Source organism: Inquilinus sp. Marseille-Q2685 (assembly GCF_916619195.1).
Taxonomy (GTDB): Bacteria; Pseudomonadota; Alphaproteobacteria; order DSM-16000; family Inquilinaceae; genus Inquilinus.
In genome coordinates this window covers 249526-272220 of the sequence record NZ_CAKAKL010000008.1, presented here as the reverse complement: position 1 = coordinate 272220, position 22695 = coordinate 249526, and the positions used below count along the sequence as shown (strand labels likewise).

The following is a 22695-nucleotide window of genomic DNA, read 5'->3' as shown; positions in this document are numbered from 1 at the left end:
CCGCCCGGCGCTAGCATGGCGGCAAGGGGAGCCGGAGGCGGAACCATGGGCAATGGCTGGGAGGAGTCGGCGGAGGCCTGGATCGCCGACATGGGTGAGCACGGCGATTTCACGCGGCGCTTCGTGCTCGACCCTGTGATGACCGGGCGGATCGCCGGGCGCGGCTTCGCCACGGCGCTGGATGTCGGCTGCGGCGAGGGCCGGTTCTGCCGGATGCTGCGCCGCCACGGGATCCGACCGGTCGGCATCGACCCGACCGCGGCGCTGCTGCGGCGAGCACGCGCGCTGGACCCGGGGGGCGACTATCGCGAGGGCCGGGCCGAGCAGCTGCCGTTCGAGGCCGGCGCGTTCGACCTGGTGGTCAGCTACCTGACCCTGATCGACATCCCCGATCTCGACGCCGCCGTCGCCGAAATGGCGCGGGTGCTGCGCCCGGGCGGCACGTTGCTGATCGCCAACCTGGCCAGCTTCGTCACGGCGAACGGGGAGGAGGCCCACTGGGTGCGCGACGATGCCGGCCGGCCGCTGCACTTCCCGGTCGACCGCTATCTGGAGGAGCGGACGTACTGGACCAGCTGGCGCGGCATCCGGATCCACAACCGGCACCGTCCGCTCGGCCGCTATATGGCGGCGCTGCTCGGCCAGGGGTTGATCCTCTCGTTCTTCGCCGAGCCGGACGCCGTCGCGGGCGCCGATCCGGACGCGGCGGCGCGGTACCGGCGCGCGCCGTATTGCCTCGTGATGGAATGGACGAAGCCGGGCTGAGGAGATTTTCGCGGCGCATCCTATGAACGAATGACGCCTCGCCGGCCGGGGGCTGCCATCTTGCCGATGGCACCCCCGACGGCGTTCCCGCGCGCATCCCGCGGGCGCTCCAGCCGCGGCAGGCGGAGCGACGGTCCTGTACCGGCGCCCCGGGGGGCCACAGCGCCCGTGTCTGCGGGATCGAGGGACCCTTCGGACGGATGCGCCGGTCCTATTGCAGCATCGCCTCCGGCAGCGGCGAGCCGTGGTACTTCTGGTAGATGTCGTTCAGCTTCCTGTTCTTCAGATTGGCCGACACCCACTCGTTCAGCTTCTCCATCAGCCGCGGCTCGCCCTTGCGCAGCCCGATGGCGAGATCGAAGGTGCGGATCAGGAACTTCGGCTCGAAGGCCCGGTCAGGGCTCTTCTCCCGGATCTGGTTCACCAGCGTCGCCGAGGTGGCGACGATCTGGGCCTGGCCGGAGACGGCGGCGGTCACCATGGTCGCGTCGTCGTCGTAGCGCACCACCTGGAAGCCTTTCTCCGCCGCCAGCTTGGTCAGCTCCGTGTCCTGGGTGGTGCCGCGGGTGACGGTCACCGACTTGCCTTGCAGATCGGCCCAGTCCTTGATCGGCGCGTCCTTCGGGGCGCCGATCACCGACTGCAGCGCGGCATAGGGCTTGGAGAAGTCGATCACCTTCGCCCGCTCCGGCGTCACCGACAGGGTCGAGATGATGATGTCGGCCTTGCCGGTCTGCACGTTCGGGATGCGGGTGGCGCCCGTGGTCTGCACGAACTCCAGCTCCAGCCCCCAATCCTGGGCCAGGAGCTGGGCGGTCTCGACGTCGGAGCCGACCGGCTTCATCTGGCCGTCGATCATGCCCGAGGGCGGGATGGCGAGATCGGTCGCGATCCGGATCTTCTTGGCGGCCATGATGTCGTCCAGCAGGTCCGCCCGGGCGCTCACGGCGCCGAGGCTCAGGGCGAAGGCCAGGGCCAGCGCCCGGCTCCAGCGGATGGTCGGCTTCATCTGCGTCTCCTCCATGTTTGCGGATGTTCTGGTTGCGCGCGCGGGGCTCAGAGTTCGTTGGCGACGAACTGCTGCAGCTCCGGCGTTTCGGGGCGGGCGAGGATCTCGGCCGGTCCTTGCTCGTGCACCCGGCCGCGATGCATGAACACGATCCGATCCGCCACCCGGCGGGCGAAGCCCATCTCGTGGGTGACCATGATCATCGTCATGCCGCGGGCGGCCAGGTCCTCCATCACCTTCAGCACCTCGCCCTTCAGCTCGGGGTCGAGGGCCGAGGTGACCTCGTCGAACAGCATCACCTTGGGCTGCATCGCCAGCGACCGGGCGATGGCGGCGCGCTGCTGCTGGCCGCCCGACAGCTGCTCGGGATAGGCGTCGGCCTTCTCGCCGAGCCCGACCTGCTCCAGCACGCCGCGGGCCAGGGCGCGCGCCTCGGCCCGCGGCACCTTCTTCACCGAGACCGGGGCCAGGGTGATGTTCTGCTCGATGGTCAGGTGCGGGAACAGGTTGTAGCTCTGGAACACGATGCCGACGTCCAGCCGCAGCCTGCGCAGGTCGATCCCCGGATCGCTGACCCTATGGTCGCAGACCGTGATCTCGCCGCCGTCGATCGTCTCCAGCCGGTCGATGCAGCGCAGCGCCGTGCTCTTGCCCGACCCGCTGCGGCCGATCAGGGCCGTGACCTGGCCCTTGCCGACGGCGAAGGACACGCCGTCGAGCACGGTCAGGTCGCCGAAGCTCTTGCGCACGTCCTGCAGCATCACCATCGCGGTCATCGCGTTCTCTCCCTGACTTGTCTTTGTGAGGCCCGTTCAGGCGAGGGCCGGTTTCAGCCGCGGCGCGGGACCCGTCCGGCGCTCCAGCCGCCGGCTCAGAAGCGAGATCGGGTAGCACATGGCGAAGTAGAGAACGGCGATCACCATGTAGATCGCGAAGGGCTGGAAGATCGAGTTGTTGACGATCTGCCCGGCCCGGGCGAGCTCGACGAACCCGACCACCGAGGCCAGCGAGGTGTTCTTGATGATCTGCACCATGAAGCCGACGGTCGGCGGCGTGGCGATGCGGACCGCCTGCGGCAGGATCACCTTGAACAGGCGCTGGGCGCGGCTCAGCGCCAGGCATTCCGCCGCCTCCCATTGCGGCTTCGGCACGGCCTCCAGGCAGCCGCGCCAGATCTCGCCGAGATAGGCGCTGACATAGATCGTCAGCGACACACCGGCGGCCAGCAGCGGCGGCACCTCGATGCCCAGCGTCGGCAGGCCGAAATAGGTCAGGAACAGCAGCACCAGCAGCGGCGTGCCCTGGATCAGCTGGACGTAGCCGCCGACCGCGGCGCGCAGCAGGCGGCTCGGCGCGATGCGGCCGAGGGCGACGCCGAAGCCGACCAGGCCGCCGCCGATCAGCGCCATCAGCGACAGCACCAGGGTCCAGAGCGCGCCCTGCAGCAGGAAGTCGAGATGGTTCAGGTTCAGTCCGGTCTGCATGGCGTCCTCGCGGGTCAGAGCGGCGTGCCGAGCCGGCGGCGGCGCGGGAACAGCACGAGGCCCAGCCCCCAGAAGCCGGCCCGCATGAGGAGCGAGAGGGCGATGTAGAGCAGCGCGACGACGATGTAGGTCTCGAAGGCGCGGTAGGTGTCGGACTGGATGAAGTTGGCGACCGCCGTCAGCTCCTCGGCCGAGATCTGCGAGACGACGGAGGAGGCCAGCATCAGCAGCACGAACTGGCTGGTCAGGGCAGGGTAGACCCGCTCCGTCGCCGGGCGCAGCACCACGTGCCAGTAGACCTGCGCCCGCGACAGGCCGAGGCACTCCCCGGCCTCGATCTGCCCCTTGTGGATGGAGTCGAAGCCGGCGCGCATGATCTCGGCGGTGTAGGCGCCGACATTGATGGTCAGCGCGATCACCGCGACGGTGACGGCCGGCAGCGACAGGCCCAGGCTGGACAGGCCGAAATAGACGACAAAGATCTGCACCAGGAAGGGCGTGTTCCGGATCGCCTCGACATAGACGCCGCACAGCCGCGACAGCCAGACCGACCCGCCGCGCCGGCCGATCGCGCACAGCGTGCCGAGCGCGAAGCCCAGCACGGTCGAAGCCAGCGCCAGGCGGATGGTCAGCCAGGCGCCGTCCAGGAACATCGGCCAGCGCTCGAGCACGACGGAGAAATCGAGGGACACGCCCATCGCCTGCTCCTCTATCCGGCGCCGGGGGAGGGGGCCTGCCCGGTCATGCGGTCATAGACGCGGAACAGGGCCTGGTTGCCGTTGCCGCCCTCGCCATGGGCCCGGGCGTCGAGATACTGGCTGGTGACCAGCGCCGTGGCGGGCAGGGGGACGGCCTTGCCGAAGGCCAGCTCCTGCACCAGGCGCAGGTCCTTCAGCATCAGGTCGATGCGGAAGCCGGCGCCGGCGTCGCCGGAGATCATCGCGGGACCGAGCCGGTCCAGCATCCAGGAGGCGGCGGAGCCGCCGAGCAGCACCTCGCGCATCTGGGCCAGGTCGACGCCGCAGGCCCGGCCCAGCGCCAGCGCCTCGCAGATCGCCTGCAGGTTGATGCCGCAGATCAGCTGGTTGCACAGCTTCACCGTCTGGCCGGCGCCGCTGTCGCCGACATGGGTGATGGTGGTGCCCATGCCGCGCAGCACCGGCAGCGCCCGGTCGAAGGCGGAGCGGGCGCCCCCGGCCATGATCGTCAGCGTGGCGGCGCGGGCGCCCTGCGGCCCGCCGGAAACCGGGGCGTCCAGCAGGTCGATGCCGGCGGCGGCGAGGTCGGCGTGCATCCGCCGCACCGCCTGGGGCGAGATCGTGCTCATGTCGACCACCAGCCGACCAGCCGGCGGCGCCGCCAGCAGGCCGCCGGGGCCGTACACGACCTCCTCCACCTGCGGCGTGTCGGGCAGCATGGTGACGACCAGGTCGGCGCCCTCGGCCGCCTCGGCCACGCCGGCGGCAGGGACTGCGCCCTGCGCCGCCAGCGCGTCGATTGCCGCGGGCAGGACGTCGAACGCTTGCACCGCGTGGCCGGCACGCAGCAGGTTCACCGCCATCTCGCGGCCCATGGTGCCGAGGCCGATGAAGCCGACCGTGTGGCGGGACTCCGCCATGGCTCAGCCCTCCCGCTCCAGCTGCGCCAGCTTCTCGACCCGGCGCTTGAAGTCCTCGCTGGGCTCGAACTCGGCGGCGAGATAGGCCGCGACCAGGTCGCGCGCCAGCCAGGGGCCGATGATCTGGGCGCCGACGCACATGACGTTGACGTCGTCATGCTCGACCGCCTGATGCGCCGAATGCACGTCGTGGCACACGGCGGCGCGGATGCCGCGGATCTTGTTGGCGGCGATGGCGGCACCGACGCCAGTGCCGCAGACCATCAGGCCGCGATCGGCCGCCCCGCCGGTGACGGCGGCGCAGACCGCCCGGGCGATGTCCGGGAAGTCGACCGGATCGGGGGTGTGGCTGCCCACATCCGTCACCGCATGGCCGAGGCCCGCGACGAAGTCGGCGATCTCTCGCTTCAGGGGAAAGCCGGCATGGTCGCAGCCGATCACGATCTTCAACACGAGTCTCCTTGGGCAGTCTGGTCTGGGCTCGGCAGACGGGCCGTCAGCCGGGCGTCGTGGTCTCGAAGGCCTTGCGGCGATACTCGTCGCCGATCTCGAAGTGGCGGCGCAGCAACTCGTCCGAGCGCTGCACGTCGCGCGCTACCAGGGCCTCGAAGATCCGGTGGTGATGGTCGATCAGGAAGGACCGGATGCCCGGGACCTTCAGGATCAGCTCGCGCCGCCCGCGATGCGACCGTCGCAGCAGGTCCGAGATGGCGGCGTAGACGCTGCGCAGCGTCTCCGACCGTCCGGCCTGGACGATGCCGTTGTGGAAGTCGAAATCGGCCTCGCCGCCCGCCACCGGGTCGTCGATCGTGGCCTCGATCCGCTGCAGCGCCGACCGGATGCGCTCGAAATCCGCCAGGGTGGCGCGGCGGCAGGCCAGGCGCACGGCCTGGCACTCGATGGCGATCCGCGCCTCCATCACGTCGTCGATGACGTCGGACTGCTGGGCCAGGACGAAGCTGAAGAACTCGCCCAGGGTCGAGGCGTCCGGCTGACGCACGATGGTGCCGACCCCATGCCGGATCTCGACCGCGCCCAGCATCGCCAGCGCCCGCAGCGCCTCGCGCAGCACCGGCCGGCCGACCTCCAGCCGAGCCGACAGATCGCGCTCCGGCAGCAGCCGGTCGCCGGTCTTCAAGGCGCCGGACAGCAGCTGCTCGCGCAGGAAGGCGAAGACCTTGGCATAGCCGCCGGGTGCATCATCGGGATCGCGGGTGAGCTTGACGATGTCTGTCATAGTGATCTTACCGTGGTAAGACCACTTAATCGCCGAAGGAACCGGCTGTCAATCCATCCGTTTGTCCGGACCAGACCGCTCCGTCGGACGGGGCGGCGCGGCCCGTGCGGCGTAACGCTCCGTCACCTTAACCAGGGGCGTCCGGCCCCCAATATGACCTGCAGCGCCTTGCTCGAAACCAGATGGATCCCGCCGGCCTGTGCCGCACATCGACACCACCGCCCCGTTCCAACCGCTTCCCGCCCGTGAGCCCGAGCCCCCGCGCCTGGTCGGCGTCGAGATCGAATTCATGGGGCCCGGCGCCCGGCATGCGGCGCAGGCCCTGGCCGCTGACCTTGGGGGCGAGGTCGTCGAAGAGGACGCCCATGCCTTCGCGGTGCGGGGCACGGCCCTGGGCGATCTGGCGGTCGAGCTCGATCTGCGCTTCACCCATCCGCAGCGGCACGGCAAGACCCTGCCGCTGCGGATCGGGCCGAAGGCCGCGGCCGGGCTGGGATGGCTGGTCTCCGGCGTGGTGCCGCGCGAGCTGATCGTGCCGCCGCTGCCGGTGGACCGGCTGGCCGAGGTCGACCGCGTCCTGGATGTGCTGCGCGCGGCCGGCGCCCGGGGGCGCGGCGCCACGATGTTCGGGTCGCTGGGCCTGCATTTCAACATCGAGGCGCCGGCTGCGGACCTGCGCCGGATCACGGCAGTCATGGTGGCGTTCGGGCTGATGGAATCCTGGCTGCGCCAGGAGATCGCGGCAGGGCGGCGGCACCCGGAGCGGCACCTGCCGCCGCCCTATCCGGACGCGTTCCTGCATCGGATCACGGCGCCGGACTACCGGCCGGACCAGGCCGGGCTGATCGACGACTACCTGGCCGCGAACCCGACCCGCGACCGCGGTCTCGACCTGCTGCCGCTGCTGCTGGGCCTGGACCCGACGCGGGTGCGGGCGAGGCTGCCCTATGAGAAGATCGCCGCCCGCCCGGTGTTCCACTACCGCCTGCCGCAGGCCCATCTCGGCGAGGCCGGCTGGAGCATCGCGCCGGACTGGAACCGCTGGGTGGCGGTCGAGCGGCTGGCGGCCGACGAGGAACGCTTGGCCGCCGCAGCCAAGGCCTACCGCACCGGGGGCCGTGCCCGGCCCGCCGGTGACGGCCTCCTGGATGCCGCCCTGCCGGCGGCCCCGCGTCAGAACAGGCTGCTCTCCTTGAGATAGGCCGTCGCGACCGCCTCGATCGACTTCTTCTGCACGTCGACCTCGCCATTCAGGCGCTGCATCGTGGCATCGTCCAGCCGGGTGGCCAGGGTTTCGAGCAGGGGCTTGAGGTCGGGATGGGCGTCGAGCACGTCCTGCCGCACCACCGGCACCAGCGCGTAATTGGGGAAGAAGCCCTTGTCGTCCCTCAGCAGGATCAGGTCCATCGCGGCGATGCGGCCGTCGGTCGCCGCCACCACGGAGACGTCGACATCGCCGTTGGCGAGGGCCGGGAACACCAGGCCGATCTCCATCGGCCGGACATTGGCGCGGCCGGCCTTGAAGTCGTAGGCCTTCTGCAGGCCCAGCAGCCCGTCCTCGCGCTTCGGGAACTCCGCCGTGGTCGCCATCACCGGATCCTTGCCGTCTTTGTAGGCGGCGGCGAGGTCGGACAGCGTCGCCATCCCGTCGGTCTTCGGGTTGTTCTTGCGGATGGCCAGCGCATAGGTGTTGTTCGCCTTGGACGGGGCCAGCCACACCAGCCCCCTGGCGCCGTCCAGCTCCCTCACCCTGGCGTAGGTCTCGTCCGGCGTCAGCTTGTCGGTGACCTTGTTGAAGGTGACCAGAGAGGTGCCCGTGTATTCCCAATAGAGGTCGACCTCGCCGCTTTCGAGGGCGGCGCGGACGATGTTGGTGCCCATCCCGTCCTTTTTCTCGACCGTGTAGCCCTTGCTCTCCAGCAGCTGCTTCGTCATCTCGGCCAGCAGGTACTGCTCGGTGAAGTCCTTGCCGCCGACGGTCAGCTCGGCCGCGCCGGCCGCGCCGCCGAAAGCCAGCAGCGCGATCGCCGACAGGATCGCCCGCTTCAACGTCGTCTTGATCATCGTCCTGCTCCCCTGTTTGCCTGTGTCTTCACCGCAGCGGGTTGATCCCGCGCGGCACGAGATGGAGCTGCAGCCGTCCGACCAGGACATCGGTCAGTACGGCCAGCAGCGCCGTCGGGATGGCGCCGGCCAGCATCATCGGCAGGTCGTTCAGCGCGATGCCGGTGAAGATCAGCTCGCCCAGGCCCCCGGCGCCGATCAGGAAGGCCAGCGGCGCGGTGCCGACGCAGATCGACAGGGCGGTCCGGACGCCGCCGAAGATGACGAACAGCGCGTTCGGCAGCTCGACCCGCCAGAACACCTGGCCCGGGGTCATGCCCATGCCCCGCGCCGCCTCGATCAGCGGCGTTGGCACGTTGCGCAGCCCGGCATAAGTATTGCGGACGATCGGCAGCAGAGTCGCCGCCCACAGGCCGAACACCGACGGCACCGTGCCGATGCCGAGCACCGTCATGCACAGCGCCAGCACCGCCAGCGTCGGGATCGTGGTGCCGAGATTGAACACCTGCAGGATCAACTCGGCCGAGCGGCGGAAGGCGGGGCGGGACAGCACGGCGCCGGCCGGCACCCCGGTCAGGATGGCGAGGCCGCCGGCCCAGGCCACCAGCTCGATGTGCTGGACGCCGAGGAAGACGATATCCTCCTCATAGGACAGGATCTCGGCCGGCATGTCGCTCGTCAGTCCCCACAGCACCGACGCCGCGGCCAGCAGCAGCCACAGCAGCGCCGCGATGCCCGGGACGGGGAGGGGACGCCCGGCCGAAGGCGGCTCCACACGCCCGGTCCAGGCCTTGATGTCGCTCATGCCGACGCCCTTCGCGCCGACAGGCCGCGGACGATGGCGGCATAGGTCAGGGCGCCCTGGATCCGGCCCTCCGCGTCGACGCATGGCAGGAGCGGCATGTCATGCGCGAACATCAGCGCCAGGGCGCTGCGCAGGTCGGCGGTCAGCGGGATGGTGGCGCGGATCGGCTCGGCGCAATCGCCGCAGGTGCCGCTGCGGACGGCCCCCGCCCGGCTGCCGGAGACCATGGCGCCGGGCCGTCCGTCCGGATCCAGCACCAGCACAGCCGGGCAGCCGCTGGCCTGCATCAGCTCGCGCGCCCGGCCGACCGGATCCTCGCGCCGGACCGTGCCGGGCCGGCCCAGCGGCACGTCGGCGATGCGCACCAGCCGCAGCCGCTTCAAGGTGCGGTCGGTGCCGAGGAAGGTTTCGATGAACGGGGTCGCCGGATTGGCCAGCAGCTGGTCGGGCGTCGCGAACTGTTCCAGCCGCCCGGCGCGGAAGATGGCGATCCGGTCGGCCATCTTCACCGCCTCGTCCAGATCGTGCGAAACGAAGATGACGGTCTTCCGCAGCGCCGCCTGCATGCGCAGGAACTCGTCCTGGATCGCCTCGCGGTTGATCGGGTCGATGGCGCCGAAGGGCTCGTCCATCAACAGCACCGGCGGGTCAGCGGCCAAGGCGCGGATCACGCCGACACGCTGCTGCTGGCCGCCCGACAGCTCCTTCGGATAGCGGTCCATGAACACCGCCGGCTCCATCGCCACCAGCTCCAGCAGCTCGGCGGCGCGGGCGCGGGATCTCTTGCGGTCCCAGCCCAGCAGGTCGGGCACGACGCAGATGTTCTCGGCCACGGTCTTGTTCGGGAATAGCCCGATCTGCTGGATGACGTAGCCGATCGACCGGCGCAGCTGGATCGGGTCGACCGCCCTGGTGTCGCGGCCGTCGATGAACACGGTGCCGCCGGTCGGCTCGATCAGGCGATTGATCATCCGCATGGTCGTGGTCTTGCCGCAGCCCGACGGGCCGAGCAGGACGCAGATCTCGCCGGCCGGCAGGTCGAAGCTGACCTCGTCGACCGCGGTCACCGGGCCGGCGGGGGTGTCGAAGACCTTGGTCAGGCGGTCCAGCCGGATCATGCCATCGCCCCCCGGGCCAGCCCCTTCGAGGTCAGCCGCCGCTGCGCCAGCGCCAGCAGCAGGTCGACCGCGATCGCCAGCAGCGACACCGCGACCGCGCCGGTGATCAGTTGCCGCGGGTCGGACTGGCTGATGCCGCGCGAGATGAAGGTGCCGAGACCGCCGGCGCCGATATAGGCGGCGATCGCCGTGACGCCGATGTTCATCACCGCGGCGGTGCGGATGCCGGCCATGATCACCGGGATCGCCAGCGGGATTTCGACCTGGCGCAGCCGCTGCGCCGGGCTCATGCCCATGCCGATGCCGGCCTCGCGGAGCGCCGGGTCGACATCGACGATGGCGGTGTAGGTGTTGCGGATGATCGGCAGCTGCGAATAGAGGATGATCGCGATCACGGCCGGCACGGTGCCGATGCCGTGGCCGATCGGCGACAAAAGCGGAATCATCAGCCCGAACAGCGCCACCGATGGCACCGTGATCATCATCGAGGCGAGGTAGAGCACGACGTCGGCCGCCCGCTTCGACTGTGTGATGGCGATGCCGATCGGGACGGCGGTGACGATCGCGATCGTCACCGCGACGGCGACGATCGACACGTGTTCCAGCGCCCGCGCCGCGATCACGTCCAGGTTGTCGTAGGCAAAGGTGAGCGTCTCCATCAGGCCGCGTTCCCGTGATTGCCCCGCCGTCAGAGGTCGAGATAGAGCCTCGCCGCGTTGTCGTAGGTGAAGCGCAGCGGCACCGATCCCTGCACCCGCCAGGCCTCGACCGTGTCGCCTTGCATCAGCCGGCAGGCGGATGCGGTGTCGACCACGGCGCCGCCGTAGAGCCGATTGGCGAGGTTGAGGATGGCGGTCTGATGCATCGCCGCGCTGCCGCTGCCGCAGGCGTCTTTCACCAGCGCGACCCGGAAGCCGAGCTCGACCGCGTCCTTCACGGTCTGGGCGATGCAGGCCTCGGTCCACACCCCCGCGACGAACAGCCATTCGGTGCCCAGCGCCGACAGCCTGTCGGCCAGCCCGCCGCCGGCGAAGGCGCTGGCATCTGACTTCACCAGCACGGGCTCGCCGTCGGCCGGGCCGACTTCGGCGCAGATCTCCGACATCGGGTCGTTGGCGTCGCTGAAGGCCGAGGTGCCGTCGGCCATCACCGGATGGAACGGCTTCGCCCGCTGGGTCGCGAGATCGACCACATAGGCCGAGTGCAGCACCGGGAGGCAGGCCGTCCGCGCTGCCCGCTGCAGCCGCTGCACGTTGCCGAGCACGGCGTCGAAGCCTTCGACCAGGTAGCGGCGATCCTTCCGGTGCTCCTCCTGCAGGTCGACGAACAGCGCCGCCGCCTTCTGCGGCTGGATGGACAGCAGCGTCCTCATCACACCTCTCCGCCCAGCAGCTCGTCCTCGTAGGGGAAGCGCGACAGCACCTCGGTGCCGGTCTCGGTGATCAGGATCTCGTCCTCCAGCTTGACGCCCTCGCGGCCGCCCTTCTCGCCGATATAGCTCTCGACGCTGACCACCATGCCCGGCAGCAGATGGCCCTCCCGGCCGTAGGTCTCGTAGTCCATCGCATGGGCGATGAAGGGCGTCTCGCCATGCATGCCGACGCCGTGCATGACCGAGGTGTAGCGCTGCTCGACGAAGCGGTCGGGGATGGTCCAGGCCTTCTCCGCCACCTCGCGGAAGGCCATGCCCGGCCGGACGATGCCGATGTTGTGCCGGATCTGGTCATGCGCCATCCGGTACAGCATCTTCTGGTGGTCGGTCGGCTTGCCGGGCCCGCAGCGGAAGGTGCGCGAGAAGTCGGAGTAGTAGCCGTAGCAGCCGATCGTGTCGGTATCGAGCGCCACCAGCTCGCCCGGCCGGACCTTGCGGCCGCCGGCCTCGCTGAACCAGGGGTTGGTGCGCTGGCCGGAGGTCAGGAGCCGGGTCTCGATGAACTCGCCGCCCTGGCGGATCACCTCGTGATACATGATGGCGAACAGCTCGTTCTCGGAGATGCCGGGCCTGATCGCCTCGCGCACCGCGGCGACCGCCGCCTCGGCCCCGGCCATCGAAGCCTGCAGGCACTTGATCTCCTCCGGCGTCTTCACCGCGCGCACGGCCAGGATCTCGCCCTGGCAGTCGGTGACGGTGCAGCCGCGCTTCTCCAGCGCCAATGCGTGCAGATGGTTGCAGCGGTCGAGGCCGATCTTCATCGACCCGCCGCCATAGGCCCGCAGCAGGTCGGCGATCTCGTCGGCGAAGGCCCCGGCGCTCTCGCCGTCGCGGTTCGACACCGAGGACCAGACCAGCTTGGACGGCCGCGCCTCGTCGACCGTGTCGAGCACGGTCGAGACGTGGTAGCTCTGCGGATACTCGAACAGGACGATCGGACCTTCGGTCGGGACGAAGAAGTACCGGGTCGAGTTGCGCAGGAAGTACCCGAACATGTTGCGCGATCCGGTGGCATAGCGCTGGTTGTACGGGTCGAACAGCACCACCGCGCCGTAGCCGGATTCGGCCATCCAGCGGCGCAGCCGGGCGAGCCTGCCCTGGCGCAGCGCGTGGACGTCGACGAAGGACGGCTCGGTGTCCGACAGCCACATGCCGACGGCCTCGTCCGCGGTCGCCGGGTGGCGCATCCGCTCGGCGAAATCGACGTCCTCGACGCTGTCGGGGTTGAACACCACGATGCTCATGCGCGTCTCCCTGTTCGGCCCAGGATGCGACGCCCGGCAGACGCTGTTCGTGCGAAAATCCGCAGAGACCGTGCGGAATTCCGCTACATGGTGTTTTGATGGACGACCTCAGCCCCGGCGCGCGGCGCGGGGCGACACGCCCTCCTGCTCGCGGAACGCCCGGGCGAAGCTGGACATGTCGGAGAAGCCGCAGGCCAGGGCGACGTCGCGCACCGGCAGGGTGGAATGGGCCAGCAGATCCGCCGCCCGGCGCAGCCGCAGCCGGCGGTAATAGGCGCCGGGGGAGGTGCCGGCGGCCGCGCGGAAGGCGCGCTCCAGCCTGTCGGCGGAGACGCCGAGGCGGCCGGCCAGATCGGTCATCCGCAGCCGGTCCTCCACGGCTTCCTCCATGATCGCGATCGCCGACAGCACCAGCTCGTCCCGGATGCCGGTGCGCAGCCGCAGCGGCATCAGCTTGCGGTCGACGCTGGAGCGCAGCGGGCTGTGCACGAACCATTCGGCGACGCCGGCCGCCAGCTCGGCCCCGCAATCCGTGCCGATGATGTCCAGCATCATGTCCAGGCTGCCGACGCCGCCGGCCGAGGTGAAGCGCCTGCGGTCGATGACGTAGAGGTCGCGGCGCAGCTCGATCTCGGGAAAGGCCTCGGTGAAGGCCGGCTGGCTGGTCCAGTGCAGGGTGCAGGCATGGCCGTCCAGGAGGCCGGCCCGGGCCAGGAAGAAGGCGGCGTCGGCGACCGCGCCGATCCAGGCCCCGGCCCGCAGGTTGCGGCGGATCCAGGCCACCGCCTGCTCGGCCACCACATGGTCGGCGTCGCCGCCGGAGCACACCACGATGCGGTCGACCAGCGGCGCTTCCTTCGCCCCCAGCACCGGCTCGATGGCGAAGCCGTTCGACGCCCGGACCTTGCCGCCGGACAGGCCGACGGCGATCCAGCGGTAGCACTCCCGCCGGGCCAGGATGTTGGCGGCGCGCAGCGGCTCGATCACCGAGCTGAAGGCCATGGTCGGGAAGCCGGGGAAGACCAGGACGGCGAAGGTGGTCGGCGTCCCCTGCTGTGCGCGTCCGCCTGGGGCCGGTGCCTGAATCACGTTGCGTCCCCGGCGCTGATCGTTGCATCCCTGTCGGACCGCGGAGTGTTCCGCCCGGCGGCGCCGCGGTCAACGTCCCCAGTCCGGATCGCGTCGCATGAGCGTGTCATGGGCCACATCGAGTCCCGCGGAGCTGCGGGCGCATCACGCCCGGGATGCCGAGGAAAGGGCCGGTCCGCTGCCCGGGGATGTGAACGAGTCGGCGGTCGGGGAGGCGGGCGCCTTCCGCGGCGGGCTGCTGTACACGCCGCCGGATCCCGCGCCGGGCGTCGCGATCCTGTATTTCCACGGCGGCGGGTTCGTGGCCGGAAGCCCGACGACCCATCGCTGCGTCACGGCTTGGCTGGCGAAGCTGACCGGGATGCGGGTGCTGTCCGCGCGCTACCGCCTGGCGCCGGAGCATCCGTTCCCGGCCCAGCGCGACGACGCGGTCGCGGCCTGCGCGGCCCTCGCCGCGACGGGCGGGGACAGGCTCGTCCTGGCCGGCGACAGCGCCGGCGCCTGCGTCGCCCTGTGGGGCCTGCGGGGGCTCGATCCGGCGATGCGGGCCCGCATCGCCGGGCTGGCCCTGCTGTATGGCGGGTTCGGCGGCATCGAGGGCGGCAGCATCGCCCGCCGCGGCACGGCGGAGAACGGGCTGGATGCGGAGACGCTGTCGATCATGTACCGGCGCCTCGACCCGCAGGAACCGGGCATCTGGCCGCTGGCCTTCGCCGGCGAGGTCGCCGTGCCGGCCTATGTCCTGGCGGCGGAGCTGGACGCGGTGTTCGACGATTCCGCCCTGCTGTTCCAGCGCCTCGGTCCCCGCGCGGACAGCCGCTTCGCCGTGGCCGCCGGCCAGGACCACGGCTTCCTCAAGGGCGCGGGCAGGGACCCCGCCGCGCTGCGGGAGCTCGAGGCACTCGCCGGCTGGCTCAAGGGGCGCGTCGGCACGGCCTGACGCCATCTCCACCAGGGACGCCACAGGTTACGACGGATGGTCGCCTTGCATCGTATCTCCTGGCCACCGAAGGGATAGCTCATCAATCGAATTGAATAATCGGAAGCCCGAATTTCGAGCTTTTGCCCTGTTCCTCGCGAATAAATACTAGAGGCGTTCTTTGAGGTGGTGAAAATTATGGGCCGATCCACTCATTTTCGGTTGATGAACCCACTTGAACCGCATACCCGGAACGTCACGATTGGTGGAAACCGCACCAGCATCCGGCTGGAGCGGCAGTTCTGGAGCGGGCTCGAGGAAATCGTGACACGAGAGGGCGTTCCCATGAACGCCCTCGTGAGCCGGATACGGGCCTCACAACGGGGTGACGGCAGCCTGTCCAGCGCGGTTCGCGTCTTCATCCAGGCCTACTTCTTTGCGCTGGCCCACAACCGCCGTCCGGTCGTTCCGAAGGGCTACGCCTAGCGGAGCCGGACCTGGCACAGCCGGGCCGTGCGGCGGAGAGTTGATGGTCATGGCCGAGTCCGCATGCCGTCACGGATTGCGCCGGGTTGCCGAAGCGCCGATACGCGTTGGCGGCCGCTGCCTTCGGGCGGCGATCATCGTGATCGCGGCCGCAAGTCTCGTCGACGGTGCGCAGGCCCAGCTCCAGATCGACCCGCCGGCCCCGCTGCTGAACCCGGACCGCCCGCCGGCGAAGCCGGTCCCGGCCTATCCGCTGGTCAAGCCGGGGCTGCCGGCACCGGGACCGGGGATCGGGCAGCCGGCACAGCCTGCGCCGGGGGAGCAGCCTTCTTCGGCCACATTCCGCGTGCGGCAAAGCAAGACGCATCCAAACGGCATGACCATCCTGGTCGATACCGTGAGCTTCCTGCCCTCCAGCATCGTCGTCGCCGTCGAGATCTTTAATCCGGCCAGCGGCCGGCAGCGGCTCAATCCGTCCGGCAGCCTGCTGCTGACCGATGACCGAGGCTGGAGCTATCCCTTCCTGGCCCCGCCGGACAATCCGGAGATGGAGATCGCGCCGCAGTCGCGTGTCTTCGGCCGCCTGGTGTTCCTCGGCGGGGTCAACTGGCAGGCGCGGTCGCTGCGCCTGACGATCAACCATCCGCTCGGCAGCCCGACCGACCGTTTGACAGCGACACCCCTGTTCCAGTTCAGCCTGCCGGCGGAGCCGCGGTCCTAGCATCGTGCTCGCTCCAGGCGGCCACCCGGCCCGCCGGGTGGATGTCATAGACCCTGAGCGGCGCGCTCTTGCCCTTGAGGGCGATCGGATCGAGGGCGCGGGACAGCAGCGGCAGGTCGGGCTGCGACGTCGTCGCGGCCTCGACCGCGGCGGCGGTGGCGAGGGTCTGCCGGGGCTTCGCCGCCGCGCACAGGCGCGCGGCGACGTTGACGCGGTCGCCGAGCACGGTGAAGTCCATGCGGTCCCTGGCGCCGATCGCCCCCATCACCACCTCGCCCATATCGATGCCGATCCCGATGGAGAGGTTCCGGTCCGGGTTGGCGGCCGACAGATCGGCCATGTGCGCCTGCATCGCCACCGCGCAGCGAAGCGCGTCGGCGGCCATGGCGGGGCCCTGGAACACGGCCATGATCTGGTCGCCGACGAACTTGTCGATGTCGCCGTGATGGGCAGTCACCAGATCGGCCAGCGCCGCGAGATAGAAGTTCAGCGTCTCGATCACCGTCTCCGGGTCGCGGCTTTCGGCAAAGGCCGTGTAGCCGCGGATGTCGGCGAAGAGGATCGCGACCTCGCAGCGGCTTCCGCCCAGATGGACACCGGTCTCGTCCGAATGCTGGATGGCGTCCATGGTGCCGTGGGACACGAATTTGGTGAGCTCGAAGCGCTCGTTGATCTGCACGATCATGTGGTTGATGCGCTTCGCCAGCTCGCCGATCTCGTCCCGGGAGCGCACGGTCCTGACCTGGACATGGTAGTTCCCCTTCGCCACCTCGTTCGCGGCCTCTCCGATCGCCAGGATCGGGCGGCTGATGCGGTGGGAGAACACCGCGGCGCCCAGGACCGCGACGGCTAGCCCGCCGACCACCCAGAAGAACAGGCTGTCGATCATGACGTCGGCGGCATAGTAGGCGTCCGCCTCCTTCTGTTCGACGATCACGGCCCAGTCGAAGCTGCGGGTGAAGGCGAAGGTGCCGAGCATCGGGGTCCCGTCCGGCCGCAGATAGGTGTCGACGCTGATCGTGCGGGCGCGGTTGCCCTCGCGGGCGGCCAGCGCCTCGCCGACGATGTCGCGCCGGCCCAGCTGCTTGACCCGGCCCGACTCGTCCAGCTCGGCGTCGAAGAGCTTCCGCCCCTCGGCGTCGACCGTGGTGATCATGCCGACCTGGCGGAAGGGCTGGCTCATGATGAAGCTTCGGATCCGGCCGAGATCGATTCTGGCCGAGAGCACGCCGCGCGCTCCGCTGAACCGGCTTTCGAGCGGCAGGACGACGGTGGCGAGCCAGGTCTCGGTCTTCGGTTCGTACATGACGGCGGAGATCCGCGCGGCCGCCTCCTCGCCAGCAGCCGCCGAGGCCAGCATCACCTCCGGCGGCGCCCGCAGCACGTTCAGGGGCTGGATGCCCGCCTCGGTGAGCCGCGTGCTGAAGCGGTCCTGCGAGATCACCAGCGGCAGCCGGCCGCCATCGACGGTGACCTGCAGGGCGACGATGTCCGGCAGCTGGGCGATGCCATGGGTCAGGATCGCGACCTTCTCCCCGATATTGATCTTGTCGCTGTCGATGGCGCTGCGGATCAGGAGGAGGGGGGCCAGCCAGGCACGCTCGTAGATGTCGTCGATCTGGCCCGTCACCTCGCCGACGGTGGTGACCAGCCGCTCATTGGCGGCGCTCTTCATCTCGTCGCGGGCGATCCGGATCAGCGACTGCCCGGCGAACAGCAGCGGCAGCGCCGCGATCAGCGCCGAGAACAGCAGCAGCTTGCGGCGGAGGCTCAACGACATGACGTCGGCACCGCCGTCACTCCCGGGATTCCGCCGACGGCACCTTGGTCACCAGCATCGGAGCGCGCCGGCGGACCGTGACGATCGTGTCGTCGCTGGCCACACCGCAGGGCAGGCCGGAGCTGTCGGTGACCGTGAGCTCCACCGGGATGTCGCCGGCCTGCCGGAACAGGTGGCGGACGCGTTCGCCCGACTCGGTGGTGCCGTCGCCGATCCGCCAGACATGCGTGAGAGCGCCGCCATCGGGGTCCCTGGACCCGGGGCCGTCGAGCAGCACCGCATCCGCCGCGCCGCCGATGAAGGCCTCGAAGGGGGAGCCGGCATCGGCGACCGGCGGCGCGTTGACCACGATCGGCACCGACCGGCGGGTCGCCGCGCAGCTCGACTCCGTGTCGTCCGTGACGGTCAGGGCCACATCGTAGATTCCCGGCGCCTCGAAGACATGGGTGGCGGTCGGGCCCAGGGCGCCGCTGCCGTCGCCGAAATCCCATTCATAGCGGACGATGCGGCCATCGGGATCATAGGACGAGGTGCCGTCGAAGGCGACCTCGGCCATGGGGCAGACGGCACGCTGCGGACCGGGCATCGCCACCGGGGGCCGGTTGACGTGGAGGATGCGGGTCTGCGGCCGCCGGCTATCGGCGAGGTCCCTGCCGTCATCCGGGATGACCGTCACGTCGTAGCGGCCCGGGGTCTCGAAGCGCCGGACGAAGCTGTGAGCCCCGTCCGTCATGCCCGCATTCCGCCAGCCGCCCTCCATCGGCTTCGCCGCCGCCGCCCCTTTGACGATAAGGCGGACATCCTCGCCGGTGCAGGCGGCGGCCGGCAGCACGATCTCGGGCGCGGGCGGCGGACGCACGGCCAGCATCGCCTCCGCCGTCGTGGAGGAGTTCTCGACGCCGGCCTCGTCGGTCACCGTCAGGCGGACCTTGTAGGTCCCGGCGGCCGTGAAGCGGTGGTTGACCCGGACGCCCTTCGCCGTTCCGCCGTCCCCGAAATCCCAGTCATAGGCCGAGATCGCCCCGTCCGGATCATGCGACGGGCCAGCATCCAGCAGCAGGTCCTCACCCTGGGAGGCGCCCTCCGGCGCCGCGATCACGGCGACCGGCGGCGCGTTGACGGCCACGACATGGGTGGCGGCCACGCGCTGGCAGGTGGGCGAGGCGGAATCGCTGGTCACCGTGAGGGTGACCTTCTTCGGGCCGGGTTCGGTGAAGACGTGGCTGACGGTCGCGCCCTCGGCGGTGGCGCCATCCCCGAAATCCCAATGCCAGCCGGTGATCTTGCCGCCCGGCATGTGCGAGCCGGAGCCGTCGAAGGCGACCTCGCCGAGCGGCGCAGCCGAACGGGCGTCGATCTTGACCACGGGTCCCTGCATGATCCTGACCGCCATCTCGTCGGTCGAGTGCGGGTCGCACTGGCCGACGCGCTGGCCTTCGATCTTCAGGAAGACCCGGTATTCGCCGGGTTGCTCGTAGACATGGCTGGGCTTCTCGCCGATCGCGAACCTGCCGTCGCCGAAATCCCAGTCGTAGCGCTTGATCGTCCCGTTCGGATCGAAGGAGCGCGAGGCGTCGAACTCGATCGACGACATGGCGCAGGCCTTGATGTCCGGGCCGGCATCGGCCGACGGTCCCTGGTCGACCTTGACCGACACCCTGTCGGCATCGACGCTGTTCGCGAGGTTCGCGCTGTCCCGCACCGACAGGGTGACCGGATAGACGCCGCCGCTGCGGTAGGTCTTGGTCGGATTGACGATGTCCGAGCTGGTCCCGTCGCCGAAATCCCAGGCGTAGCGCAGGGCGCCGCCCTGGGGATCGAGGGATTTCGAGCCGTCGAAGGTGATCACGTCGCCGGTGCAGACCTGGCGATTGCCGCCTGCATCCGCCACCGGCGGCTGATGGATGACGAGGGACCTGGCGGCCTGATCGACGGAGTTATGCAGGCCCTTGCCGTCGTCGACGACGAGGATGATCGGATAGGTGCCGGCCGCCGCATAGGTGTGCTGGACCCTGGCGCCGGTGGCCGAGGCCCCGTCGCCGAAATCCCACCGATAGGTGAGGGGATCGCCGTCCGGGTCGATCGAGGCGGTGCCGTCGAAGGAGACGATCAGGCTTTCGGTCAGGGCGTCGCGGCCGGCATCCGCGACCGGGGCGTGGTTGACCGCGATGCCGATCTCGCGGGAATCGAAGCCGTTGGAGGCGCCGCTGTCGTCGGCCACGGTGAGGCGGGCGGTGTAGAGACCCGGCGCGGTGAACCGCCGCTCGACCTGCGCGACGGACACCGGGGCGCCGCCGTCGCTGAAATCCCAGCGATAGCTGACGATCCGGCCGTCCGGATCATAGGAGGCGGCGGCGCTGAGCCGGACCGGATCGCCCGGCGCGGTGATGAGGTCGCCGCCCGGATCGGCGACCGGCGCGGCGTTGACGGTGATCCGGGCCTCCTTGTAGTCGACGGCATCGGCATCGCCGCTGTCGTCGGCCACCGCCAGCCTGACATCGTAGATCCCCGGCCGGGCGAAGCTGTGCGATGCGATACGGCCCCGGGCCTCGCTGCCGTCGCGGAAGTCCCAGCGATAGTCGGCGATGTCGCCGTCCTGGTCGAGCGAGCGGCTGCCGTCGAACACCACCTTCTCTCCGGGCGCGACGATCCTGTCCGGCCCGGGATCGGCCACCGGGCGGGCATTGATCACGACGGTCATGTCGTCGCTTGCCGAGTTCCATTTGGTTCCCGACCGGTCCGTCACCGTCAGGCGGACCGGGTAGCGGCCGGGCGCCTCGTAGACATGGGTCGGCCTGGGGCCGGCGCCGGTGCTGCCGTCACCGAAATCCCAGGCATAGTCCGCGATCGCGTCATCCCGGTCGAAGGAGCCGGTGCCGTCGAAGGAGACGGCGCTGGCGGTGACCAGCCGATCGCCCCCCGCGACCGCGACGGGGGGATCGTTCACGCGCACGCTGAGCGTGCTGTCGCCGGTCGCGGAGCTGGTTCCGGAATCGTCCCGGACGGTGAGCCGCACCCGATAGATGCCCGGCCGGCTGAAGGCGTAGGTGGTCTTCTGCCCCGTCCCGGTGTCGCCATTGCCGAAATTCCAGTCCCAGGTCAGGAGGCGGCCGTCCGGGTCGCTGGAGGCGGAGCCGTCGAACACCAGCGGTTCGCCGACGGCGGCCGACTGGTCGTGGCCGGCGACCGACACGGGCGGGGCGTTGACGACGACGGTGGTCGTGGCCGAGGCCATGGAATCGGGCAGCCCGGCGTCGTCCGTCACGGTCAGCCGGACGATGTAGGTGCCGGGCCGGTCATAGGCGTGGTCCGGCCGGGCGGCGTCGCTCCGCGTGCCGTCGCCGAACTCCCAGGCATAGGCCGTGATCCGGCCGTCGGCATCGAAGGATTGGCGGGCGTCGAAGGCGATGGCCTCGCCCGCCGAGACGCGGCGTGCGGGGCCCGGGACGGCGACCGGCGGCGTGTTGACGACGATGGAGGCCTCGGCCGTGTCGGCACCGCAAGGCTGGCCGGAGCCGTCATCGACCGTCAGGCTGGCGAGATAGCGGCCCGGCCTGTCGAACCGCCGGCCCACCTTGGCGCCCTGGAGCGTGGCGCCGTCGTTGAAACGCCAGGTCACGCGCTTGATCGGCAATCGGCCCGCGACCGATGTGCTGCCGTCGAAGGCGACATCGGCGCCGACCGAGGCGGAGAGCGGAGCTTCGATGATCGCTTCCGGGGGCACCGGGACGTCGACCTGGATATCGGCTGCGGCGCCATCGCCGATCCTGGCGGAGGAGCCGAGGATCTCCAGGCGGGCCATATACCGGCCCGGCGATCTGTAGTCGTGGCGGACGAGGGGGCCTTCCGCGACGGAGCCGTCGCCGAAATCCCAGCGGTAGGCGAGATGCCCACCCTTGGGGTCCACGGACCGGCCCGCGTCGAAGGACACCGACCCGCAGGCCGCCAGGTCCGAACGGTCGATCGCCGGTTTCGGCCGGACCAGAGCCGGCCAGAGCGTCACCGGAAGCTCGAAGCGCACCGGATGGCCGGCGCCATCCGCGATCATGAAGGTGGCGTCGTTCGGCATCTCCGCGCCGCGGCCGAATTCGAGGGCCGCCTCCGCCCCGCCCAGGCCGGATGGGACCTCGGCCGCCTGCCACGCGTCCTGGCCGGAGGCCTTGAGCGGAATCGACGCGAAGGCGGTCGTCAGGTCGAGGCTGCCGAAGGCCAGATCGAAGTTGTGGACGACCAGCCGGTCGGTCCCCGCCGGCGGGCGGAACCGCAGCTCGGCGAAGGATCTCTGATCGGGGACGCGGACCACCGGCCGATAGGCGAAGATCTCCAGCCCTTCGGGCCGCAGCTGCCGTGTCTCGCGGGCGCTCACCGCGACGTCGAAGACGTTGCCGGCCGCGCCTTCCAGACCCTGCACCAGGAGGCGGAGGATCCGGCGCCCGTCGACGGCGTCGCCCTGGCGCGGGTCGACGACGGCCACCGTCTTCCACTGGCCCCCCGCATCCGGCTCGTCGCCGAACACCTTCTCCGCGATCAGCGTGCCCGCGGATGCCTGCTCCGGCGGTGGAACAGCGGGGACGAGCGGAGGGGGCGAGAAGGCGCCGGGGCCGCCGAACACCGCGTAGCGGGTCCGGCTGGCCCCGGGCTGGCCCGTCGACTGGTCGTACTCCGCGCTGATCCCGGGGTCGAACACGTTGATCCACAGCCGCTCGGTCGAGCCCGCGGGCACGCTGATGTAGATCGTCTGCTCGCGGTAAAAATCGCCTTCCCGGGTGAGCGCCTTCGGGCCATAGGTGATGAGAGCCGGCCTCTCCTCGGCCTGCGCCGGCGATACCGACCCGCCCGCCAGAATGGCCATGACGGCGACGAATGATGCTGCTCCCGTCCGACCTGCCCTCATGTCCATGGCCCCACCGTGCCTGCCCGAAGC

The 22695-nt window shown here is 70.2% G+C and carries 21 protein-coding genes; 5 read left to right on the top strand and 16 right to left on the bottom strand.

The features are described 5' to 3' along the window. The first annotated feature begins 45 nt into the window (after window positions 1-45). Window positions 46-765, top strand: a complete 720-nt coding sequence (locus LG391_RS28800; RefSeq protein WP_225771529.1) for a class I SAM-dependent methyltransferase — start codon at window positions 46-48, stop codon at window positions 763-765. Between the two features lie 211 nt (window positions 766-976). Here LG391_RS28800 and LG391_RS28795 read toward each other — a convergent pair whose 3' ends face one another. From LG391_RS28795 to LG391_RS28765, 7 genes are read right to left on the bottom strand one after another with little or no spacing between them, the layout of a single operon-like run. Next, entirely contained in the window at window positions 977-1774 is a 798-nt protein-coding gene (locus tag LG391_RS28795; RefSeq protein ID WP_225771527.1) for a transporter substrate-binding domain-containing protein, read from the bottom strand. A gap of 47 nt (window positions 1775-1821) precedes the next feature. After that, window positions 1822-2541 (bottom strand): amino acid ABC transporter ATP-binding protein, encoded by a 720-nt coding sequence (locus LG391_RS28790; RefSeq protein WP_225771569.1) that lies wholly within the window; start codon window positions 2539-2541, stop codon window positions 1822-1824. 45 nt (window positions 2542-2586) lie between these two features. Further along, on the bottom strand, window positions 2587-3258 hold the full coding sequence (locus LG391_RS28785) for an amino acid ABC transporter permease (RefSeq protein ID WP_225771524.1): 672 nt from the start codon (window positions 3256-3258) through the stop codon (window positions 2587-2589). A gap of 14 nt (window positions 3259-3272) precedes the next feature. Further along, entirely contained in the window at window positions 3273-3956 is a 684-nt protein-coding gene (locus LG391_RS28780; RefSeq protein WP_225771522.1) for an amino acid ABC transporter permease, read from the bottom strand. 11 nt (window positions 3957-3967) lie between these two features. Further along, on the bottom strand, window positions 3968-4876 hold the full coding sequence (locus LG391_RS28775) for an NAD(P)-dependent oxidoreductase (RefSeq protein WP_225771520.1): 909 nt from the start codon (window positions 4874-4876) through the stop codon (window positions 3968-3970). A gap of 3 nt (window positions 4877-4879) precedes the next feature. Then, the gene (gene rpiB / locus LG391_RS28770) at window positions 4880-5317 is read right to left on the bottom strand and encodes a ribose 5-phosphate isomerase B (RefSeq protein WP_225771567.1); all 438 of its coding nucleotides are present in this window, start codon (window positions 5315-5317) and stop codon (window positions 4880-4882) included. 55 nt (window positions 5318-5372) lie between these two features. Next, on the bottom strand, window positions 5373-6113 hold the full coding sequence (locus LG391_RS28765) for a FadR/GntR family transcriptional regulator (protein WP_225771518.1): 741 nt from the start codon (window positions 6111-6113) through the stop codon (window positions 5373-5375). A 199-nt stretch (window positions 6114-6312) separates the two neighbouring features. Here LG391_RS28765 and LG391_RS28760 point away from each other — a divergent pair, with 199 nt between their 5' ends. Beyond that, the gene (locus LG391_RS28760; RefSeq protein ID WP_225771516.1) at window positions 6313-7314 is read left to right on the top strand and encodes an amidoligase family protein; all 1002 of its coding nucleotides are present in this window, start codon (window positions 6313-6315) and stop codon (window positions 7312-7314) included. On the opposite strand, the gene LG391_RS28755 is transcribed toward LG391_RS28760, so the two are convergent. From LG391_RS28755 to LG391_RS28725, 7 genes are all read right to left on the bottom strand, one after another. Next, a complete protein-coding gene (locus LG391_RS28755; protein WP_225771514.1) occupies window positions 7287-8177 on the bottom strand; it encodes a glycine betaine ABC transporter substrate-binding protein in 891 nt (296 codons plus the stop codon). The two genes, LG391_RS28760 and LG391_RS28755, sit on opposite strands and share 28 nt — an antisense overlap. A 28-nt stretch (window positions 8178-8205) precedes the next feature. Beyond that, window positions 8206-8982: an ABC transporter permease gene (locus tag LG391_RS28750; RefSeq protein ID WP_225771513.1), complete on the bottom strand. Its 777-nt coding sequence runs from the start codon at window positions 8980-8982 to the stop codon at window positions 8206-8208. Then, entirely contained in the window at window positions 8979-10100 is a 1122-nt protein-coding gene (locus LG391_RS28745) for an ABC transporter ATP-binding protein (RefSeq protein ID WP_255646911.1), read from the bottom strand. Before LG391_RS28745 ends, LG391_RS28750 begins: the two co-directional genes overlap by 4 nt. Beyond that, window positions 10097-10759, bottom strand: coding sequence for an ABC transporter permease (locus LG391_RS28740; protein WP_225771511.1), 663 nt, complete (start codon window positions 10757-10759; stop codon window positions 10097-10099). Before LG391_RS28740 ends, LG391_RS28745 begins: the two co-directional genes overlap by 4 nt. Before the next feature lie 29 nt (window positions 10760-10788). Further along, the gene (locus LG391_RS28735; protein WP_225771509.1) at window positions 10789-11472 is read right to left on the bottom strand and encodes an isochorismatase family protein; all 684 of its coding nucleotides are present in this window, start codon (window positions 11470-11472) and stop codon (window positions 10789-10791) included. Next, entirely contained in the window at window positions 11472-12776 is a 1305-nt protein-coding gene (locus LG391_RS28730) for a Xaa-Pro peptidase family protein (RefSeq protein WP_225771507.1), read from the bottom strand. Before LG391_RS28730 ends, LG391_RS28735 begins: the two co-directional genes overlap by 1 nt. Before the next feature lie 108 nt (window positions 12777-12884). Then, window positions 12885-13865 (bottom strand): GlxA family transcriptional regulator, encoded by a 981-nt coding sequence (locus LG391_RS28725; protein ID WP_225771505.1) that lies wholly within the window; start codon window positions 13863-13865, stop codon window positions 12885-12887. Between the two features lie 97 nt (window positions 13866-13962). Here LG391_RS28725 and LG391_RS28720 point away from each other — a divergent pair, with 97 nt between their 5' ends. The 3 genes from LG391_RS28720 to LG391_RS28710 all read left to right on the top strand — a co-directional run bounded on the left by LG391_RS28720 (window position 13963) and on the right by LG391_RS28710 (window position 15991). Continuing rightward, complete coding sequence (locus LG391_RS28720) at window positions 13963-14805, top strand: alpha/beta hydrolase (RefSeq protein WP_225771503.1); 843 nt, start codon at window positions 13963-13965, stop codon at window positions 14803-14805. 177 nt (window positions 14806-14982) lie between these two features. Continuing rightward, window positions 14983-15270 (top strand): ribbon-helix-helix domain-containing protein, encoded by a 288-nt coding sequence (locus LG391_RS28715; RefSeq protein WP_225771501.1) that lies wholly within the window; start codon window positions 14983-14985, stop codon window positions 15268-15270. A gap of 139 nt (window positions 15271-15409) precedes the next feature. Continuing rightward, a complete protein-coding gene (locus LG391_RS28710) occupies window positions 15410-15991 on the top strand; it encodes a hypothetical protein (protein WP_225771499.1) in 582 nt (193 codons plus the stop codon). On the opposite strand, the gene LG391_RS28705 is transcribed toward LG391_RS28710, so the two are convergent. Together LG391_RS28705 and LG391_RS34910 are read right to left on the bottom strand one after the other, a co-directional pair. Next, on the bottom strand, window positions 15963-17771 hold the full coding sequence (locus LG391_RS28705) for an adenylate/guanylate cyclase domain-containing protein (RefSeq protein WP_225771497.1): 1809 nt from the start codon (window positions 17769-17771) through the stop codon (window positions 15963-15965). The genes LG391_RS28710 and LG391_RS28705 overlap by 29 nt on opposite strands. A 16-nt stretch (window positions 17772-17787) precedes the next feature. Further along, entirely contained in the window at window positions 17788-22623 is a 4836-nt protein-coding gene (locus LG391_RS34910) for a PKD domain-containing protein (protein WP_304608574.1), read from the bottom strand. Window positions 22624-22695 lie beyond the last annotated feature (72 nt).

What these genes read in the sequence shown, in the direction of transcription:
- LG391_RS28800 (WP_225771529.1), top strand. Translation starts at nt 46, where the DNA reads ATGGGCAATGGCTGGGAGGAGTCGGCGGAGGCCTGGATCGCCGACATG.
- LG391_RS28795 (WP_225771527.1), bottom strand. Translation starts at nt 1,774, where the DNA reads ATGAAGCCGACCATCCGCTGGAGCCGGGCGCTGGCCCTGGCCTTCGCC.
- LG391_RS28790 (WP_225771569.1), bottom strand. Translation starts at nt 2,541, where the DNA reads ATGGTGATGCTGCAGGACGTGCGCAAGAGCTTCGGCGACCTGACCGTG.
- LG391_RS28785 (WP_225771524.1), bottom strand. Translation starts at nt 3,258, where the DNA reads ATGCAGACCGGACTGAACCTGAACCATCTCGACTTCCTGCTGCAGGGC.
- LG391_RS28780 (WP_225771522.1), bottom strand. Translation starts at nt 3,956, where the DNA reads ATGGGCGTGTCCCTCGATTTCTCCGTCGTGCTCGAGCGCTGGCCGATG.
- LG391_RS28775 (WP_225771520.1), bottom strand. Translation starts at nt 4,876, where the DNA reads ATGGCGGAGTCCCGCCACACGGTCGGCTTCATCGGCCTCGGCACCATG.
- LG391_RS28765 (WP_225771518.1), bottom strand. Translation starts at nt 6,113, where the DNA reads ATGACAGACATCGTCAAGCTCACCCGCGATCCCGATGATGCACCCGGC.
- LG391_RS28755 (WP_225771514.1), bottom strand. Translation starts at nt 8,177, where the DNA reads ATGATCAAGACGACGTTGAAGCGGGCGATCCTGTCGGCGATCGCGCTG.
- LG391_RS28750 (WP_225771513.1), bottom strand. Translation starts at nt 8,982, where the DNA reads ATGAGCGACATCAAGGCCTGGACCGGGCGTGTGGAGCCGCCTTCGGCC.
- LG391_RS28745 (WP_255646911.1), bottom strand. Translation starts at nt 10,100, where the DNA reads ATGATCCGGCTGGACCGCCTGACCAAGGTCTTCGACACCCCCGCCGGC.
- LG391_RS28740 (WP_225771511.1), bottom strand. Translation starts at nt 10,759, where the DNA reads ATGGAGACGCTCACCTTTGCCTACGACAACCTGGACGTGATCGCGGCG.
- LG391_RS28735 (WP_225771509.1), bottom strand. Translation starts at nt 11,472, where the DNA reads ATGAGGACGCTGCTGTCCATCCAGCCGCAGAAGGCGGCGGCGCTGTTC.
- LG391_RS28730 (WP_225771507.1), bottom strand. Translation starts at nt 12,776, where the DNA reads ATGAGCATCGTGGTGTTCAACCCCGACAGCGTCGAGGACGTCGATTTC.
- LG391_RS28720 (WP_225771503.1), top strand. Translation starts at nt 13,963, where the DNA reads ATGAGCGTGTCATGGGCCACATCGAGTCCCGCGGAGCTGCGGGCGCAT.
- LG391_RS28715 (WP_225771501.1), top strand. Translation starts at nt 14,983, where the DNA reads ATGGGCCGATCCACTCATTTTCGGTTGATGAACCCACTTGAACCGCAT.
- LG391_RS28705 (WP_225771497.1), bottom strand. Translation starts at nt 17,771, where the DNA reads ATGTCGTTGAGCCTCCGCCGCAAGCTGCTGCTGTTCTCGGCGCTGATC.
- LG391_RS34910 (WP_304608574.1), bottom strand. Translation starts at nt 22,623, where the DNA reads ATGGCCATTCTGGCGGGCGGGTCGGTATCGCCGGCGCAGGCCGAGGAG.